We start from the raw sequence: 14954 nt of genomic DNA, 5'->3' as shown, positions 1-14954 counted from the left end.
GGACAAAACCCGTCAGCCGTAGGCGGCGCAGAACGCCTCCAGCGCGTCGTCCGGGTCGCCGGAGGCCCAGCCCTCCAGTGCGACCACCCCGTCGTAGCCCAGCCGGTCCAGCGCGGCGGCGACCGCCTCGTGCCGGATCTCCCCCGTGCCCGGCTCGCACCGGCCCGGGACGTCGGCCACCTGCACCTCGCCGACCAGCGGCAGCGCCCGCTCCACCAGCGCCACGAGGTTCCCCTCGCCGATCTGCGCGTGGTAGAGGTCGAGGTTGAGCCGCAGGTGCGGGCTGCCCACCGCCTCGACCAGCGCGATGGTGTCCGCGGCCCGGGCGAACGGGGTGCCGGGATGGTCCACGGCGGTGTTGAGGTTCTCCAGCGTGAACACCCGCCCGGCCCGCTCCCCGAGCCCGGCCAGCCGGGTGAGGGTGCGGGCGGCGGTCAGCCACATCGCCGGGGTGACGACGGCGGCGGGGACGACGGGCAGCCCGCGGGCGTCCAGCCCGGTGCCGTGCACGTTCAGCCGCGGGCAGTCCAGCCGCTCGGCGGCGGCCAGCGACCGCCCGGCGGTGCGCAGCAGCTCGGCCGCGCCGTCGTCGTCGGCGAGGGTGCCGGTGACGTACCCGGTCATCGAGGAGAACGTGGCGCCGGTGGCGGCGAGCGCGTCGAGGTCCTTCGCCGTCCAGTCCCAGATCTCGACCTCGAGGCCGGCGGCGGCGATCCGCCGCACCCGCTCGGGGAAGGGCAGGTCGAGGAAGAGCATCTCCGCCGACGCCGCCAGCCGGTACCGGCTCACTTCTCCACCTCGTCGGTCCGCACCGGCCGGCCCGCGCGGACCGACTCCGCCGCGGCCAGCGCGATCGCCAGCGCCGCGCGGGCGTCCTCGCCGGTGACCGGGGGCGGCGTGCGGCCGCGGACGGCGTCGACGAACGCCGCGAGCTCGGCGGTGTAGGCGTCGCCGAACAGCTCCTGGTCGCTGCGGACGGTCTCGGCGACCCGGCCGCCGGCGCCGGAGAACACCATGCCGGTGCGGCGGCCGTCGCCCATGGTGGCCATCCCGCCGGAGCCGAGCACCTCGCCGCGGACGTCGTAGCCGTAGGCCGCCTCGAAGCAGGCCTCGGCGACGCCGATGGCGCCGTCGTCGAAGCGGACGACGACGACCGCGGTGTCCAGCAGCCCCCGGTGGCGCCAGGCGGGCTCGACCAGCGCGTCGGCGACGCCGTGCACCTCCACCGCCTCCGCGCCCGGGTGCAGGAACCGCAGCGTGTCGAAGTCGTGGATGAGCGTCTCCAGGAAGACGGTGTCCGGCCGCACCCGGGCCGGGACGAAGCCGCCCGGGTCGCGGGTGAGCGAGCGCAGCAGCCGCGGCGTGCCGAGCGTGCCGTCGTCCAGCAGCGCCCGGGCGGCGGCCCAGTCCGCGGCGAAGCGGCGGTTGAAGCCCACCTGCAGCACCACGCCGGCGGCGCGGGCGGCGTCGATGGCGCGGTCGGCGTCGGCCAGCGTGACCGCCATCGGCTTCTCGCAGAACACGTGCCGGCCGGCGGCCGCGGCGGCCACCACCAGGTCCGCGTGCGCGCGGGCCGGCGCGGCGACGACGACGGCGTCGACGTCCGGGTCGTCCCACACCTGCGCCGCGTCGGTGTACGCCCGCCCCGCGCCGAGCACCCCGGTCAGGTACTCGGCCGCGCCCTGCGCCGGGTCGGCCACCGCCACCAGCCGCGCGGACGGCAGGCGGCGGGCCAGGGTCTGCGCGTGGAAGGCGCCCATCCGCCCCGATCCCAGGAGGGCGACGCCCAGCGGGCCGGCGGTCACAGGTCCAGCACCAGACGCGGGCCCGCGGCGCGGGAGACGCAGATCATCATGCAGTCACCGGCCTGCCGCTCGTCCTCGCTGAGCACCGAGTCGCGGTGGTCGGGGGTGCCCGCCAGCACCGCCGTCTCGCAGGTGCCGCAGGTGCCCTCCGCGCAGGAGGACAGCACCCCGACCCCGGCCGCCTCCACCACCGACAGGATCGAGCGGTCCACCGGCACCGGCAGGGTCAGCTCGCTGCGCTGCAGCACCACCTCGAACGGCTCGTTGCGCACCGGCCCCGCCTGCGGCCGCGGGGCGAAGCGCTCCACGCGCAGCGACCGCGGGGGCCAGCCGGCGACCGCACGCTCGACCGCGGCCAGCAGCGGCTCGGGGCCGCAGCAGTAGACGAGGGTGTCCGGCTGCGGGGTGCCCAGCAGCGCCGGCAGGTCGAGCAGGCCCGTCTCGTCCTGCGGGCGGACCGACACCCGGTCGCCGTGGGCGGCCAGCTCGTCGAGGAACGCCATCGAGGCGCGGCGCCGGCCGCCGTAGACCAGCCGCCAGTCGGCGCCGGCCGCCTCGGCCGCCCGGATCATCGGCAGGACCGGCGTGATGCCGATGCCGCCGGCGATGAACAGGTACCGCGGCGAGGGCGCGAGCGGGAAGTTGTTGCGCGGGCCGCGCACCCGCACCGGGTCGCCCTCGCGCAGCGTGTCGTGCACGTACCGGGAGCTGCCGCGCCCGTCGGGGTCGCGCAGCACGCCGAGCCGGTACGCGGAGTGGTCGGCGGGGTCGCCACACAGCGAGTACTGCCGGGTGGGCGCCCCGTCGAGCACCAGGTCGACGTGCGCGCCCGGCTCCCAGGCCGGCAGCGGGGCGCCGTCGGCCGCGCGCAGCACCAGCTCCACCACGCCGTCGGCCACCGCGCGCTTGGCCGCGACCCGCGCCGGCGCCTCGAACTCGGTCGTGGCGAGCGTGACGCTGGTGGTGCGGTGCCGGACCTCCTCCACGTGCGGGCGGTGGCGGGTGCCCCCGCCGAAGCTGACCGGCAGGTTCTTCCAGACGTACATGTTCGGCGAGCTCGGGTAGAAGGCCGGCGGGCCGGCGAGGGTGTAGTCGCCGAGCACCGGCAGCGCCTCCTCCAGCGCGATACGCGCCTCGAGCCGGGCCAGCGGGGCGCCCAGGCAGCCGTGCACGCCCTCACCGAAGCCGAGGTGGCGGCCGCGGGGCCGGGTGAGGTCGAAGGTGTCGGGGTCGGGGAACTGCCGCTCGTCGCGGTTGGCCGCGCCCGTGACCAGCACCACCCGGCCGCCGGCCGGGATCGTCACGCCGTGCAGCGTCACCTCGCGGGAGGTGGTGCGGGCGGTGAGCTGCAGCGGGGTGATCAGCCGCATGGCCTCCTCGACCGCGGCCGGGATCAGCGAGGGGTCGGCCTGCAGCAGCGCCCGCTGGTCCGGGTTCTCGGCCAGGAGCTTGAACAGCGTCCCGGTCAGCCCGGCGGTGGACTCCACGCCGCCGAGGAACAGGATCATCATCAGGCCGCTGACCTCGGACTCCGTCGTCACCCGCTCGGGGACGAAGGGCACCCCGTCGACGTCGGCCTGGACGAACCGGGTGACCAGGTCGTCGCGGGCGGCGCGGCGCCGGTCGTCGAGCAGGTCGATGAAGAACTGCTGGACGCCGGCGGTGGCCGCCCGCGCCACCGGGGTCAGGTGGGGCGTGCCGGGCACCCGGTCCTTGAGCTCGTGCGTCCAGTGCTCCAGCTGCTCGCGCCGCGCCTGCTCCAGCGGGTCGGGGTCGTGCCGGCCCGGCAGGCCCATGAGGTGGAAGAACACGTCGAAGGGCATCGGCCAGGCCAGCTCCTGGGCGATGTCGACCGTGCCCCGCCCGCCGGTGCCGCGGTCCCGCCAGGAGCCGACCAGCCCGCGGACGACGGCGCGGATGCCGTCCTCCCGCTCGGCGATCCGGCGGGGCACGAAGTACGGCTGCACCACCGAGCGGACCTGGTCGTGCCGGGGGTTGTCCATGCTCCCGATCGACCCCGGCGGCGCCTGCTCGAGGCGGCTGTCGTCGATGTCCATGCCCTCGAAGCTGCGGAAGGTGTCCGCGTCCAGGGCCGCGGCGCGGACGTCCTCGAAGCGGGTGAGCACGTACCAGCCCCAGCGCTCGCTGTGCCACACCGGCGCCTCGTCGCGCATCCGGCGGTACAGGCCGAAGGGGTCGGACGTGTAGAAGTCCGGCCGGAACGGGTCGTAGTCGATCGCGGTGGCGGTGCGGGTGGCGGTGGTCGTCACGGCGGGCTCCCTGCGGGGTGCGGGCGGTGCCGTCGCCGGTTCCGCCGGGCCGCCGCGGGCGTGCGGCGTCGCCCCGGCGCCCGGCGGGCCCGGTGGTGGGGGGAGGCGGGCACGGCCGGGCCGCCCCCCGCGCGGGACCGCGCGGGGGACCCGGGTGCCGTCAGCGCTTGAGCTCGTGCGAGAGCTCGGCGAGCTCCTGGCCACCGGCCATCTCGCCGGTGAGCTCCTCGAGCGTGACCTCGGAGCGCTTCTTGTCCAGCACCCGCCGGCCCAGCTTCAGGATCACGAAGTGGTCCCCGACCATGAAGGCGTGGTGCGGGTTGTGGGTGATGAACACGACCCCGAGGCCGGCGTCGCGGGCCGCGGCCGTGTACTTGAGCACCACGCCGGACTGCTTGACGCCGAGCGCGGCGGTCGGCTCGTCGAGGATGAGCACGCGCGCGCCGAAGTACACCGCCCGGGCGATGGCCACGCACTGGCGCTGCCCGCCCGACAGTGTGCCGATCGGCTGGTTGATGTCCTTGACGACGATGCCCATCTTCTGCAGCTCGGTGTCGGCGATCTCCCGCATGGCCTTGATGTCCAGCGGCGCCATCGGGTACTTCCCCTTGCGGATCTCCGAGCCGAGGAAGAAGTTGCGCCAGACCTCCATGAGGCCGACCACGGCGAGGTCCTGGTAGACGGTCGCGATGCCGGCGTCGAGCGCCTCCCGCGGCGAGCTGAAGTGCCGCTCCTGGCCGTCGACCCGCAGCGTGCCCTCGGTGTGCGGGTGCAGCCCCGAGATGATCTTGATGAGCGTCGACTTGCCGGCGCCGTTGTCCCCGAGGACGCAGGCCACCTCTCCGGCGTTGACGGTCAGGTCGATGCCCTCGAGGGCCCGGATGGCGCCGTAGGACTTGCCGACGTCGTGCATCTCGACCAGCGGCGTGCCGGCCTTCAGGTCGGGCGCGGCGTGTTCGCTGATGGTGTCGGTCATCGTCGTCACTTCCTGCGCTCGGCGTAGTTCTTGACGTAGAGGTTGACCATCACGGCGAGCAGGAGCATCACGCCGAGGAAGGTCCGGAACCAGTTCGGGTCCCAGCCGGCGAAGACGATCCCCTGCGTCGTCATGCCGAAGATGAAGGCGCCCAGCGCCGACCCCACCGCCGAGCCGTAGCCGCCGGTGAGCAGGGCCCCGCCGACGACCGCGGCGATGATGTAGATGAACTCGTTGCCGATGCCGAGGCCGGACTGGACCGAGCTGAAGTTGAACAGCAGGTGCATCCCGAGGAACCAGGCCAGGAACGAGACGCCCATGAACAGGCCGATCTTGACCTTGCGCACCGGGACGCCGACCGCGCGGGCGCTGGCCGGGTTGCCGCCCGAGGCGGTGATCCAGTTGCCGGTGCGGGTCCGCAGCAGCAGCCAGGTGCCCACGGCCACGAACAGCAGCCACCACAGCACCGTGATCTTCACCGTCATGAAGCCGAGGTCGACGTCGGCGGCGAAGACCGCCTTGGCGGCGTCGAAGCCGTCGATGTCGCTCACGTTGGGCGTCGCCACGGTGCCCGTGACGATCTTGGTGACGCCGAGGTTGACGCCCTGGAGGATGAAGAAGGTGCTCAGCGTGATGAGGAAGCTGGGTATCCCCGTCCGCACCACCAGGTAGCCGTTGACGAACCCGATGATGAGCGCGACGGCGAGGCTGAAGACGACGCCCACCCACATGTTCAGGCTGTACTGGTAGGAGAGCATCGCCGCGGCGAGCGCGGCCGTGGTCACCGTGACGCCGGACGACAGGTCGAACTCGCCGCCGATCATCAGCAGCGCGACCCCCACCGCGACGATGCCGATGGTCGAGCTGGCGTACAGGACGGTGGCGAAGGCGGGCAGCGTCCGGAAGGACGGGGCCACCGCGTAGAAGAAGACGAAGATCGCGATCGCGGCGGCCAGGGCGCCGACCTCGGGGCGCGCCAGCAGGCGGGAGAGCAGCGACCGCTGGGGGCGCGACTGGACGGCGGCCGACGGCGGCGCCGCCGACGGGGGTGTCGCCACGGATGAGCTCATGTCTGCACTCCAGGAGGGAGGCGGGGGGAGCCGGGCGGCCCCGGCTCCCCCCGAGCGGGGCTTACCGGGTGTTGTTGTTCGCGTACTCGACGATCGGGCCGATGTTCTCCTCGTCGACGATCGACGGACCGGTGAGGACGGGGCCGCCGCCACCGATGTCGTTGCCGTTGGTGATGTTCAGCCACAGCGCGGTGACGGCCATGTAGCCCTGCACGTAGGGCTGCTGGTCGACCGAGAAGGCGATGTCCCCGTTCTGGATCGCCGCGGCGACGTCGGCGTTGAGGTCGAAGGTGACGATCTCGGCCGGGCTGCCGGTGTCGCTCTTGGCCTGCTGCGCCGCCAGGGCGACCGGGGCGCCCAGCGTGACGACGTGCGTGATCGCGGGGTCCTGCTGCAGCTTCGCCCCGATCGTCTGCTGCACGGCGGGCAGGTCGGCGCCGGGGACGTTGATGTTCTCGGTGTTGGGGAAGGTCTTGGCGACGCCGGCGCACCGGGTCTCGAGGGCGATCTGCCCCTGCTCCTGGATGACGCAGAGGGCCTTGCCGCCACCGTCCTCGGCGATGCGGGTGCCGACGGTCTGGCCGGCGAGGTCCTCGTTGGACCCGAAGTACATCGGGACGCCGTAGTTCTGGTAGTCGTTGATCCCGGAGTTGAAGGCCACGAGGGGGATGCCGGCGTCCATGGCCGACTGTGCCGCCGGCCCGACGGCGTCGGGGAAGGCGAGGGTGACGGCGATGCCGTCGACGCCCTGGTCCACGGCGTTCTGGACGAGCGTGGCCTCGTCGCTGGAGTCCGGGTCGTTGGAGTAGTTGAGCGTGAGGCCGTGCGCGTCCGCGGCGGCCTCCGCGCCGGCGCGGATCTTGTCCCAGAAGGTGTCCCCCGGCGTCTCGTGCGTGATCATCGCGATGGTGTAGTCGCCCTGGTCGGCACCGCCGCCCTCGTTCTGGGCACCCCCCTCGCTGCTGCACGCGCTCGCGACCACCACCGTCGCGCTCACCGCCACCGCCAGCTGCAGCGACCTGCGGGTCCACCTCATGGGCGTCTCCTCGTCGGGATGGCCACCCTCCTGGCGGCCGTCGGCCGGTCCAGACGCCGGACCTCCCCCATCGCTACGACGACGTCCTTATGTCTGGACATAGTGACATGTGGAATGTGACATGGGGCACCGGAGGCGTCAAGGGTCCGGCGTGCCCCCGACCGGGACCGGCCGGTCCGCGCCGACGGCCACCCGCTCTCCCCGGGCGGCGGACTCCGCGATCGCGTCGAGGACGACCGCCGCCCGCACCGCGTCGGCCAGGGTCGCGCCGTGCGGCTCGCCGGTCGCCGCGGCCAGCAGCGCGTCGCGGGCCTCGACGACCTTGAGGTCGTCGAAGCCCATCGGGTTGCCGGGCCCGGGCTGGAAGGCCGCGTACTCCCCCGCCCCGGGACCGACCAGCACGGTGGCGACGGGCAGGTCCTGCGCGAGCGGGCCGCGGCTGACCTGCAGCTCGCCCATCCGGCGGAAGTCCCACGCCAGGCGCCCCGCGCTGCCGTGCACCTCGAAGCCGTAGGCGTTCTGCTCCCCCGCCGCCACCCGGCTGGCCTCCAGCGCCACCCGGGCGCCGGAGGACAGCCGCAGCAGCGCGGCGACGTGGTCGTCGTTCTCCACCGGCCCCGGGACGCCGCCGGCCGCCAGCCCGTGCCCCGACGTCGGCCCGGCCGGGCGGGGGCGCTGCGGCACGAACACCGCCGTGTCGGCGAGCACGGACTCGACCTCGTCGCCGAGCAGGTGGCGGACCAGGTCGACGGCGTGCGAGCCGAGGTCGGCGAGGACCCCGCTGCCGCCGCGGGCCCGCTCGTACCGCCAGGTCAGCGCCCCCTCCGGGGCGGCGGCGTAGTCGCTGAGGAAGGCCACGCGGGCGTGGGTCACCCGGCCGATCTCGCCGGCGGCGACCATCTCCCGCGCCAGGGCCACCGCGGGCACGTTCCGGTAGCTGAGGCCGACGACGCCCTGCACGCCCGCCGCCGCGGCCGCGCCGGCCACCGCGCGCGCGTCGTCGGCGGTCAGGCCCACCGGCTTCTCGATCCACAGGTGCCGCCCGGACCCCGCGACCGCGGCACCGATCTCCCGGTGCAGCCAGTTGGGCGCGGTGACCGACACGAGCTCCACGCGCGGGTCGGCCAGCACCGCCCGCCAGTCCGTCGTCGCCGTCGCGAAGCCGTACCGGGCGGCGGCGGCCTCGGCGCGGCCGGGGACGTCGTCGGCGACCGCGACCAGCCGCGGGACGACGGGCAGGCCGGGGAAGTGGTGCCCGACCCGGACGTGCGCGCGGGCGTGCACGGTGCCCATCCAGCCGAAGCCGACGACCGCGACCCCGACCGGACGCCCGGTCCCCGGCCCGTTCCCGCCCACGGCACGCCCCCTCGGCCCCGTGAGTGGGAGCGAGCGTAGGCCCGGAGCGGCCCGCCGGGACCCCTCCGCGCCGCCGGGTCAGGAGGCGCCGGGTCCGGAGCGGAAGAACAGCCGGACCGTGGTGCCGGCCGGCCCGGTGCGGACGGCGGCGTCGTCGGCGAGGCTCCACGCCAGCCACATCCCGCGCGCGCCGCCGGCGGGGTCGGGCGGCACGTAGCCGAGCGTCTCGTCGGCCAGGCCGGGCCCGCCGTCGGCCACCTCGACGACGAACGCGTCCCCGTCGGTCCAGGTCGCCAGCTCCGCGAAGGGCGCGGCGCGCAGCGCGTTGACCAGCAGCTCGTGGGCGGCGAGGACGACGTCGCCCAGCTGCGCGCGCCGGCCGGCCGGCAGCAGCACGCTCAGCGCGCGGCGGCCCTGCGCCGGTGACGTCACCGGGACGACGGCCGCGGCCGCCGGGCGCCGGGTCCAGGCCGGCTGCACCGCGCGGAGGAAGCCGGCCGGGTCCTCGTACGCCGGCTGGGGCGCCGGGGCGGCGCCGTCCCAGGTGATCGGGTGGGTGCGCTCGACGGCCGCGAGGACGTCGGCGGGCAGCCGCTGGGCGTCGTGCAGGCACAGGCTGTAGTACGGCATCGTGTCGTAGCAGCGGTTGGCCACCGCCTCGAAGCGGCTCCACTCCCGCCCGTCCTCGCGGGCCAGCCACACCGGCTCGGCGGCCAGCCGCCAGCTCGGCGCCTCGGCGCGGAGGGCGCGCAGGTCGCGGTCGTAGGCCTGCAGCGTGCCGTGGCCGCCGCGCCACCAGGTCTCGGCGGCGGCGAACACCGCCAGCCGGCCGAGGTCGGTCCCCAGCTGGCCGGCGAGCAGGCTGCGCACCCGCTCCCCGGCGACCACGAGCACCGGCTCGTCGCGGCGGAAGCCCTCGAGGACGAAGGGCACCAGCCGCTCGACCAGCTCGGCGTCGGAGGAGAACACGAACCCCTCGTGGGCGAGGCGGGTGCCGTCCCAGTCGCCCGTCGGGCGCAGCCAGGTCACGGCTGCTCCGGAGCCGTGCCGGACGGCTCCAGGCCGAACAGCTCCAGGCAGTGGCGCGCGTTCCGGCGCGCCCCCACCGGCCGCAGGTCGATCCCGCGGGCGGCCAGCTCCCGCGCCGCGCCGGCCAGGGCCCGGGCGCCCGCGACGTCGAGGAAGTCGAGGTCCGCGAGGTCGAGGACCAGCTCGCCCGGGGTGTCGCCGGCGACGTCGACCAGCGCGGTGGCCACGTGCGCGGCCTCGGTGAGGTCCACCTCGCCGTGCAGCGACAGCCGGGGCCCGCGGCCGGAGAGGTGCGCCAGCGGCAGCCGGTCGCCGAGGTGCTGCAGCGGGTGGAGGACGGCGACCGGTCCGAGGGCCTCCAGGCCCACCGACGCGTCGTAGAGGCACAGCGCGGTCATCGGGACCGCACCCATGAGCTCGTCGGCGAGCTGCTCGTAGGCGTGCAGCAGGCGGCGGCCGGGGCGCCCGCCGCGGACCAGCTCGGTGACGTCCGCGGCCACCCGCAGGCCGGTGCGCCCCGCGGCGAGCGCCGCCCGCGTCGCGGCGCGGTAGTGCTCCACCTGCCGGGCCGGGGTGAGGCCGCCCGCGGCCGTGTAGCTGTCGCCGGTGGTCTGCAGGCCGAGCCGGCCGTCGGCGAGCAGCTCGTCCCGGTGCGGCAGCCCCGACACCGCGGCGAGCAGGTCGGACCGCGAGGGGCCGACCACGACCAGCTGCTCGTCGCGCCGGCGGCCCTCCTCGAGGAAGGGCACGACCGCCGCGGCCAGGTCGGCTCCGTTGCCGAAGGACCAGCAGGCGTGGTCCCCCGGCCGGAGTCCGGTCGGGGTGTCCAGACCCTGCGGGGCGGTCACGTCCACGACGCTACCCACCCGGGTCGCCGATGTCAGGACCCGGACGGATCCGTCCCGCGGGCGCCCGGGCTCATGGTGTGGCCACCGGGGGCTCCTCCCGTCCCGGGAGCCGGACGGGGACCACCGGCCGGGGCGTCGTCCAGTCCCGCTGCGGCTGCCGGTACGCGCCCGGCCGGTCCTGCGGCCGCCGGGCGGCCCGGGTGAGCAGCCGCGCCCCGCCGGCGGTGAGCAGCACGCCGACGACCAGGGCCGCCCACCCGATGCCGCCCAGCACGGGCGCCTCCGCGCCGATCCGGGCCTCGACGTCCACCCCCGGCGAGCCGTCGGCGTTCATCACCACGAACACCCGGTCGCCGTCGGCCGGGTCCCAGGTCACCGCCTGGGTGCCGGTGCCGGAGGCCTGCGCGGTCCACAGGTCCTGCCCGGTGGGGGGCTCCGCCGGGGTGCCCCCGGGCACCGGGTCGCCGCCGGTCACGGGTCCGTCGAACCCCAGCCCGTCGACGACGGTCCGGGCGACGCCGTCGAGGTACCGCTCGGCGTCGTCCGCGGGGGCGACCCCCACGAAGACGTCGGCGGCGCCGGTCGGGGTCACCTCGAGGCGGGCCTCGCCCAGGGCCTCCGGCAGCGGCAGCCAGTCCGGCGCGGCGGCCAGGTCGACGTGGTCGCTCACCAGGGCGGCGCCGTCGGAGCGGAACTCCTCCCACGGCGAGACGACGAAGCCGTCGGACCGCTCGTGGGCGTGCGCCCAGACGACGGTCCCGCCCCCGGCGGCCAGGGCGAGGCCGGGGACTAGGAGGAGGGCGCCGGCGAGGCCGGTGCCGAGGCGCCGGGCCCGGGTCGTCCTCCGGACGGGAGCGTGCCGGTCCTGCGGGGCCGGCCGTCGGGGTGCGCGCTGGGTGTCCATGACGTCCCTCGTTCGCTGTCGGCGGGTCCTGCTGTGTGCGGGACGAGCGTCGGCCCGGTGCCGGGGTGCGCACGAGCCCCGCGCGGGGGCGGTCCGGGTCCCGCGCGGGTGGTCCTCCCGGCGGCGCGCCTCCCTCGCGGGAGGGACCCGCACGACTCGCGCGGGTCTCCCGCCCGGACGCCCGCCGGCGGGACGATGGGAGGTGTCGTCGTCGACCGCCGCGCCCCGGTCCGGGGCGCACGTCCGCCCGGCGTGGGCCGGCACCCGCCTGGACGCGGTGCTCGCCGGCTGCGTGGCCGCCGTCGCGGTCGGCCTCGTCCTCGCCGTGCCGGTCGGGCCGCCGTACCAGCCGCCGGACGCGCTCACGCTGGCCGCCGCGGCCGGCGGCCCGCTGGCGCTGCTGTGGCGCCAGACGGCGCCGCTGGTGTGCATGGCCGGGACCGCCCTGGCCATCGTGGCGACGGCGGCGGCCGGCTCGCCGATCGACGTCCTGGCCTGGCCGGCGTGGTTCGCCCTGTTCAGCTGCTTCGCCGTCGGCGGCACCCGGCTCCGCGTGGCCGCCACCGTCGTCGCGGTGCTGGGCGTCGCGGGCTACGTGGCCCTCGACCGCGGCGATCCCCTGGACGCGCTGCCCTCGATCGCCCTGAGCTTCCTCGTCGCCACCGTGGCGGGGGTCCTCAGCAGCCGGATGACCCGTGCGGTGGCCGCCGGGGCGTCGCGGGCCGCGGAGAGCCGCCGCCGGGCCCTGGTGGCCGAGCGCCTGCTCGCCGAGGAACGCGGCCGGCTGGCCCGCGAGCTGCACGACTCGCTGGGACACACGGTCAACGTGATGGTGCTGCAGGCGGGGGTCGGGCGCCGGGTGTTCGCCGCCAACCCGGCCTACGCGCAGGAGGCGCTGGCGTCCATCGAGACGGCCGGGCGGTCGGCCCTCGACGAGCTCGGCCGGCTGCTGCGGGTGCTCGGGCCCGACGGCGGCGGGACCCCGGAGCCGTCCGCGCCGACGCCCGCCGACCTCGCGGCGATGGCCGAGCGGGTCCGGGCGACCGGCCGCGAGGTGGAGCTGCGCACCGACGGCGCCGGGCTGCCCGCGGGGACCGCCCGGGCGGTGTACCGCATCGTGCAGGAGGCGCTGACCAACGCCGTCCGTCACACGCCGGGTGGCCGGATCCGGGTGGAGGTGCGGCGCAGCGGCCCGCGGGTCCTGGTCGAGGTGCTCAACGAGTGCGAGCCGGCGGCCGCCCCGGTCCCGGGGCACGGGCTGGTCAACATGCGGGAGCGGGCGCGGCTCGAGGGTGGCGAGCTCGAGGCCGGGCCGGTGGACGGCGGCTTCCGGGTGCGCGCGGTGCTGCCCGTCGGCGCGGAGGTGCCCTCGTGATCCGGGTGCTGCTCGCCGACGACGACGTCCTCGTGCGCAGCGGGCTGCGGGCGCTGCTCGACGCCGAGGAGGACCTCACCGTCGTCGGCGAGGCGGCCGACGGCCGGGAGGCGGTCGAGCGGGCCCGCACGCTGCACCCGGACGTGGTGCTCATGGACGTCCGGATGCCGCGGCTGGACGGCGTCGCGGCGACCCGGGAGATCACCTCGTGGCCGCGGCGGCCCCGGGTGCTCGTCCTGACCACGTTCGACCTCGACGAGGTGGTCGACGACGCCCTGGGTGCCGGTGCCGACGGCTTCCTCCTCAAGCGGGCGACGCCGGAGCAGCTCGTCGAGGGCATCCGCACGGTCGCCACGGGTGACGCCCTCGTCGCGCCGGCCGTCACCCGGCGGCTGCTCGCCGCGTACGCCGGCCGGCGCGCACCCGACCGGGAGCGGCTGCGGCTGGCCGCGCAGCTGACCGGGCGGGAGGCCGAGGTGCTGCGCGCCATGGCCGACGGGCTGTCCAACGCCGAGATCGCGCGCCGGGTGTGGCTCTCGCCGGAGACGGTCAAGACGCACGTGAAGGCGATCCTGGCCAAGCTCGGGGTCCGCGACCGCACCCAGGCGGTCGTGTGGGCCTACCGGACGGGGTTCGTCGACCCGTCGGCGGCCGGAACCGGGCCCGAGGGGACCTGACCCGCACGCCTCAGGCGGGCGTGGCCAGCCGGACGGCGTCGACGGCGGCCAGCGCGCCGAGCTCGTCGGCGACCATCCAGACGTCGGCGATGCGGCCGCCGTCGAGGGTGAGGACGTCGACCACCCGCAGCCGCACGTCCCGGCCGGTGGGCGGGAGCGGGCCGGCCGCGGTCTGCAGCGGCCCCACCTGCCGCCCGCCCATCCGGAAGGCGACCACGACCCGGTCGCCGTCCTCGACCACGGCGACGACCTGCCGCTCCACCCGCTCGAAGGTGCGCTGCACCGCCCGGGCGCGATCGACCAGGTCGGCGGCGGTCAGCGGCCGGCCGTTGACCGTGACGGGGTCGGTGTAGACCGCGCGGAACGCGTCCTCCGCGGCGGGTCCCGCGGGCAGCGGCTCGCTCCACAGCCGCAGCAGCCGGTCGACGTCGAAGGCCATCGGCCGGTCACCGCCGGGAGCGCAGGATCATCCCGATCAGCACGCCGATCAGCAGCACGATCGTGAGGATCAGCCACAGCGGCGACGAGACGTCGACGGTGAACAGGTCGACGGTGACCCGGTCGCGGTTCTGCACGATGAACGCGACCGTCACGACGGCGAGGACCAGCGCGAGGACCTGCCCCGTCCGGCTCCGCCGCCGCGTGGGCCGGGACGGCGGGGCCGCGGCCGGGGTCCTGGCCGGGGTCCTGGCGGGTGTCGTCTTGGCCATGGGGTCTCCTCCGCCGGTCGGGAGTGGCACGGACGAGGCCGGACGCGCCACCGTCGCGTCGCGGCGGCGCGCGCCGCCTCACCCCGGACGGACGAGGCGCGGCCGGCGGCGGGCGGCGTCCGACCGTCCCGCCGGGATGACCCCGGGGACCCGGCCCGGCGCGCACCCTGGACGCCCGCCGCAGATCGGGGGTCCCCGGTGAGCCGAGTCGACGAGCGGGGCCCGGCCGCCCCCGAGGAGGCGGGGGCCCGCCCCGGCCCGCCGCGCCCGGCCCCGCCGCGCCCGGGCCCGGGCCCGGTGCTCGAGTTCGTCGCCGTCGTCGTCCTGTCGATCACGACCCTGCTCACCGCCTGGTCGGCCTTCCAGGCCAGCCAGTGGGGCGGGGAGACGTCGATCGCGTTCAGCCGGGCCTCGGCCGACCGGATCGAGGCCGCCCGCGCGGCCGCCCTGGCCAACGCCCGGCTGACCAACCAGATCGGGCTGTGGACCGAGTGGGTGGTCGCCGAGGGCTCCGGGGAGCCGGAGCTGGCGGAGTTCCTCGTCGCCCGCTTCCCCGAGCCGCTGGCGACCGCCCACGGGGACTGGCTGGCGGCCGGCGGGTCCGCCGCGGGCGCCCCGGCCTCCCCGTTCGAGATGCCCTCCTACGTCCTGCCCGAGCACCAGGCGGCGGCCGCGCTCGACGCGCAGGCGTCGGAGGCCTTCGACACCGCGCTCACCGACGACCAGCGCGGCGACGACTACACGGTCCTCACGGTGCTGTTCGCCGCGGTGCTGTTCTTCGCGGCCATGTCGGCGCGGGTGCGCGCCGCCCGTTCCCAGTGGGTGCTGCTCGGGACCGCCGTGGCGCTCGGCCTGGTCGGCGTCGGGCTGCTCGCCGCCTTCCCCAGGCTGCTGTGAC

Annotated in this window: 15 protein-coding genes; 3 read left to right on the top strand and 12 right to left on the bottom strand. The window is 76.3% G+C overall.

The annotated features are described in order from the left end of the window. Positions 1-12: 12 nt before the first annotated feature. The 10 genes from ACI8AA_RS18630 to ACI8AA_RS18585 form a co-directional block, all read right to left on the bottom strand. A complete protein-coding gene (locus ACI8AA_RS18630; protein ID WP_457045876.1) occupies positions 13-789 on the bottom strand; it encodes a TIM barrel protein in 777 nt (258 codons plus the stop codon). Further along, on the bottom strand, positions 786-1805 hold the full coding sequence (locus ACI8AA_RS18625) for a Gfo/Idh/MocA family oxidoreductase (RefSeq protein WP_457045875.1): 1020 nt from the start codon (positions 1803-1805) through the stop codon (positions 786-788). The genes ACI8AA_RS18630 and ACI8AA_RS18625 overlap by 4 nt, the downstream gene beginning before the upstream one ends. Beyond that, positions 1802-4075: a cytochrome P450/oxidoreductase gene (locus ACI8AA_RS18620; protein WP_457045874.1), complete on the bottom strand. Its 2274-nt coding sequence runs from the start codon at positions 4073-4075 to the stop codon at positions 1802-1804. Before ACI8AA_RS18620 ends, ACI8AA_RS18625 begins: the two co-directional genes overlap by 4 nt. A gap of 160 nt (positions 4076-4235) precedes the next feature. Continuing rightward, the gene (locus tag ACI8AA_RS18615) at positions 4236-5051 is read right to left on the bottom strand and encodes an ATP-binding cassette domain-containing protein (protein ID WP_457045873.1); all 816 of its coding nucleotides are present in this window, start codon (positions 5049-5051) and stop codon (positions 4236-4238) included. Between the two features lie 5 nt (positions 5052-5056). Next, entirely contained in the window at positions 5057-6121 is a 1065-nt protein-coding gene (locus ACI8AA_RS18610) for an ABC transporter permease (protein ID WP_457045872.1), read from the bottom strand. A 61-nt stretch (positions 6122-6182) separates the two neighbouring features. Then, the gene (locus ACI8AA_RS18605; RefSeq protein WP_457045871.1) at positions 6183-7157 is read right to left on the bottom strand and encodes a substrate-binding domain-containing protein; all 975 of its coding nucleotides are present in this window, start codon (positions 7155-7157) and stop codon (positions 6183-6185) included. A gap of 138 nt (positions 7158-7295) precedes the next feature. Then, positions 7296-8513, bottom strand: coding sequence for a Gfo/Idh/MocA family protein (locus ACI8AA_RS18600; RefSeq protein WP_457045870.1), 1218 nt, complete (start codon positions 8511-8513; stop codon positions 7296-7298). Between the two features lie 78 nt (positions 8514-8591). Continuing rightward, on the bottom strand, positions 8592-9542 hold the full coding sequence (locus tag ACI8AA_RS18595; RefSeq protein WP_457045869.1) for an anti-sigma factor RsbA family regulatory protein: 951 nt from the start codon (positions 9540-9542) through the stop codon (positions 8592-8594). Beyond that, on the bottom strand, positions 9539-10390 hold the full coding sequence (locus ACI8AA_RS18590; protein ID WP_457045868.1) for an MEDS domain-containing protein: 852 nt from the start codon (positions 10388-10390) through the stop codon (positions 9539-9541). Before ACI8AA_RS18590 ends, ACI8AA_RS18595 begins: the two co-directional genes overlap by 4 nt. 70 nt (positions 10391-10460) lie before the next feature. Then, positions 10461-11294 carry a hypothetical protein gene (locus ACI8AA_RS18585; protein ID WP_457045867.1) on the bottom strand — a complete coding sequence of 278 codons (834 nt, stop codon included), beginning with the start codon at positions 11292-11294 and terminating at the stop codon, positions 10461-10463. Between the two features lie 202 nt (positions 11295-11496). On the opposite strand from ACI8AA_RS18585, the gene ACI8AA_RS18580 reads away from it, so the two are divergent. After that, positions 11497-12669 (top strand): sensor histidine kinase, encoded by a 1173-nt coding sequence (locus ACI8AA_RS18580; RefSeq protein ID WP_457045866.1) that lies wholly within the window; start codon positions 11497-11499, stop codon positions 12667-12669. Continuing rightward, positions 12666-13346, top strand: coding sequence for a response regulator (locus tag ACI8AA_RS18575; RefSeq protein ID WP_457045865.1), 681 nt, complete (start codon positions 12666-12668; stop codon positions 13344-13346). Before ACI8AA_RS18580 ends, ACI8AA_RS18575 begins: the two co-directional genes overlap by 4 nt. A gap of 10 nt (positions 13347-13356) precedes the next feature. Here ACI8AA_RS18575 and ACI8AA_RS18570 read toward each other — a convergent pair whose 3' ends face one another. Both ACI8AA_RS18570 and ACI8AA_RS18565 read right to left on the bottom strand, forming a co-directional pair. Beyond that, positions 13357-13785, bottom strand: a complete 429-nt coding sequence (locus ACI8AA_RS18570; RefSeq protein WP_457045864.1) for an ester cyclase — start codon at positions 13783-13785, stop codon at positions 13357-13359. Between the two features lie 7 nt (positions 13786-13792). Next, a complete protein-coding gene (locus ACI8AA_RS18565) occupies positions 13793-14056 on the bottom strand; it encodes a lipopolysaccharide assembly protein LapA domain-containing protein (RefSeq protein WP_457045863.1) in 264 nt (87 codons plus the stop codon). 198 nt (positions 14057-14254) lie between these two features. Here ACI8AA_RS18565 and ACI8AA_RS18560 point away from each other — a divergent pair, with 198 nt between their 5' ends. Further along, positions 14255-14953, top strand: a complete 699-nt coding sequence (locus ACI8AA_RS18560) for a hypothetical protein (RefSeq protein WP_457045862.1) — start codon at positions 14255-14257, stop codon at positions 14951-14953. The last annotated feature ends 1 nt before the right edge of the window (position 14954 follow it).

This window comes from Geodermatophilus sp. SYSU D01180 (assembly GCF_054050415.1).
This window is presented reverse-complemented; position numbering and strand designations above follow the sequence as displayed.

What these genes read in the sequence shown, in the direction of transcription:
- ACI8AA_RS18570 (WP_457045864.1), bottom strand. Translation starts at nt 13,785, where the DNA reads ATGGCCTTCGACGTCGACCGGCTGCTGCGGCTGTGGAGCGAGCCGCTG.
- ACI8AA_RS18585 (WP_457045867.1), bottom strand. Translation starts at nt 11,294, where the DNA reads ATGGACACCCAGCGCGCACCCCGACGGCCGGCCCCGCAGGACCGGCAC.
- ACI8AA_RS18610 (WP_457045872.1), bottom strand. Translation starts at nt 6,121, where the DNA reads ATGAGCTCATCCGTGGCGACACCCCCGTCGGCGGCGCCGCCGTCGGCC.
- ACI8AA_RS18615 (WP_457045873.1), bottom strand. Translation starts at nt 5,051, where the DNA reads ATGACCGACACCATCAGCGAACACGCCGCGCCCGACCTGAAGGCCGGC.
- ACI8AA_RS18565 (WP_457045863.1), bottom strand. Translation starts at nt 14,056, where the DNA reads ATGGCCAAGACGACACCCGCCAGGACCCCGGCCAGGACCCCGGCCGCG.
- ACI8AA_RS18605 (WP_457045871.1), bottom strand. Translation starts at nt 7,157, where the DNA reads ATGAGGTGGACCCGCAGGTCGCTGCAGCTGGCGGTGGCGGTGAGCGCG.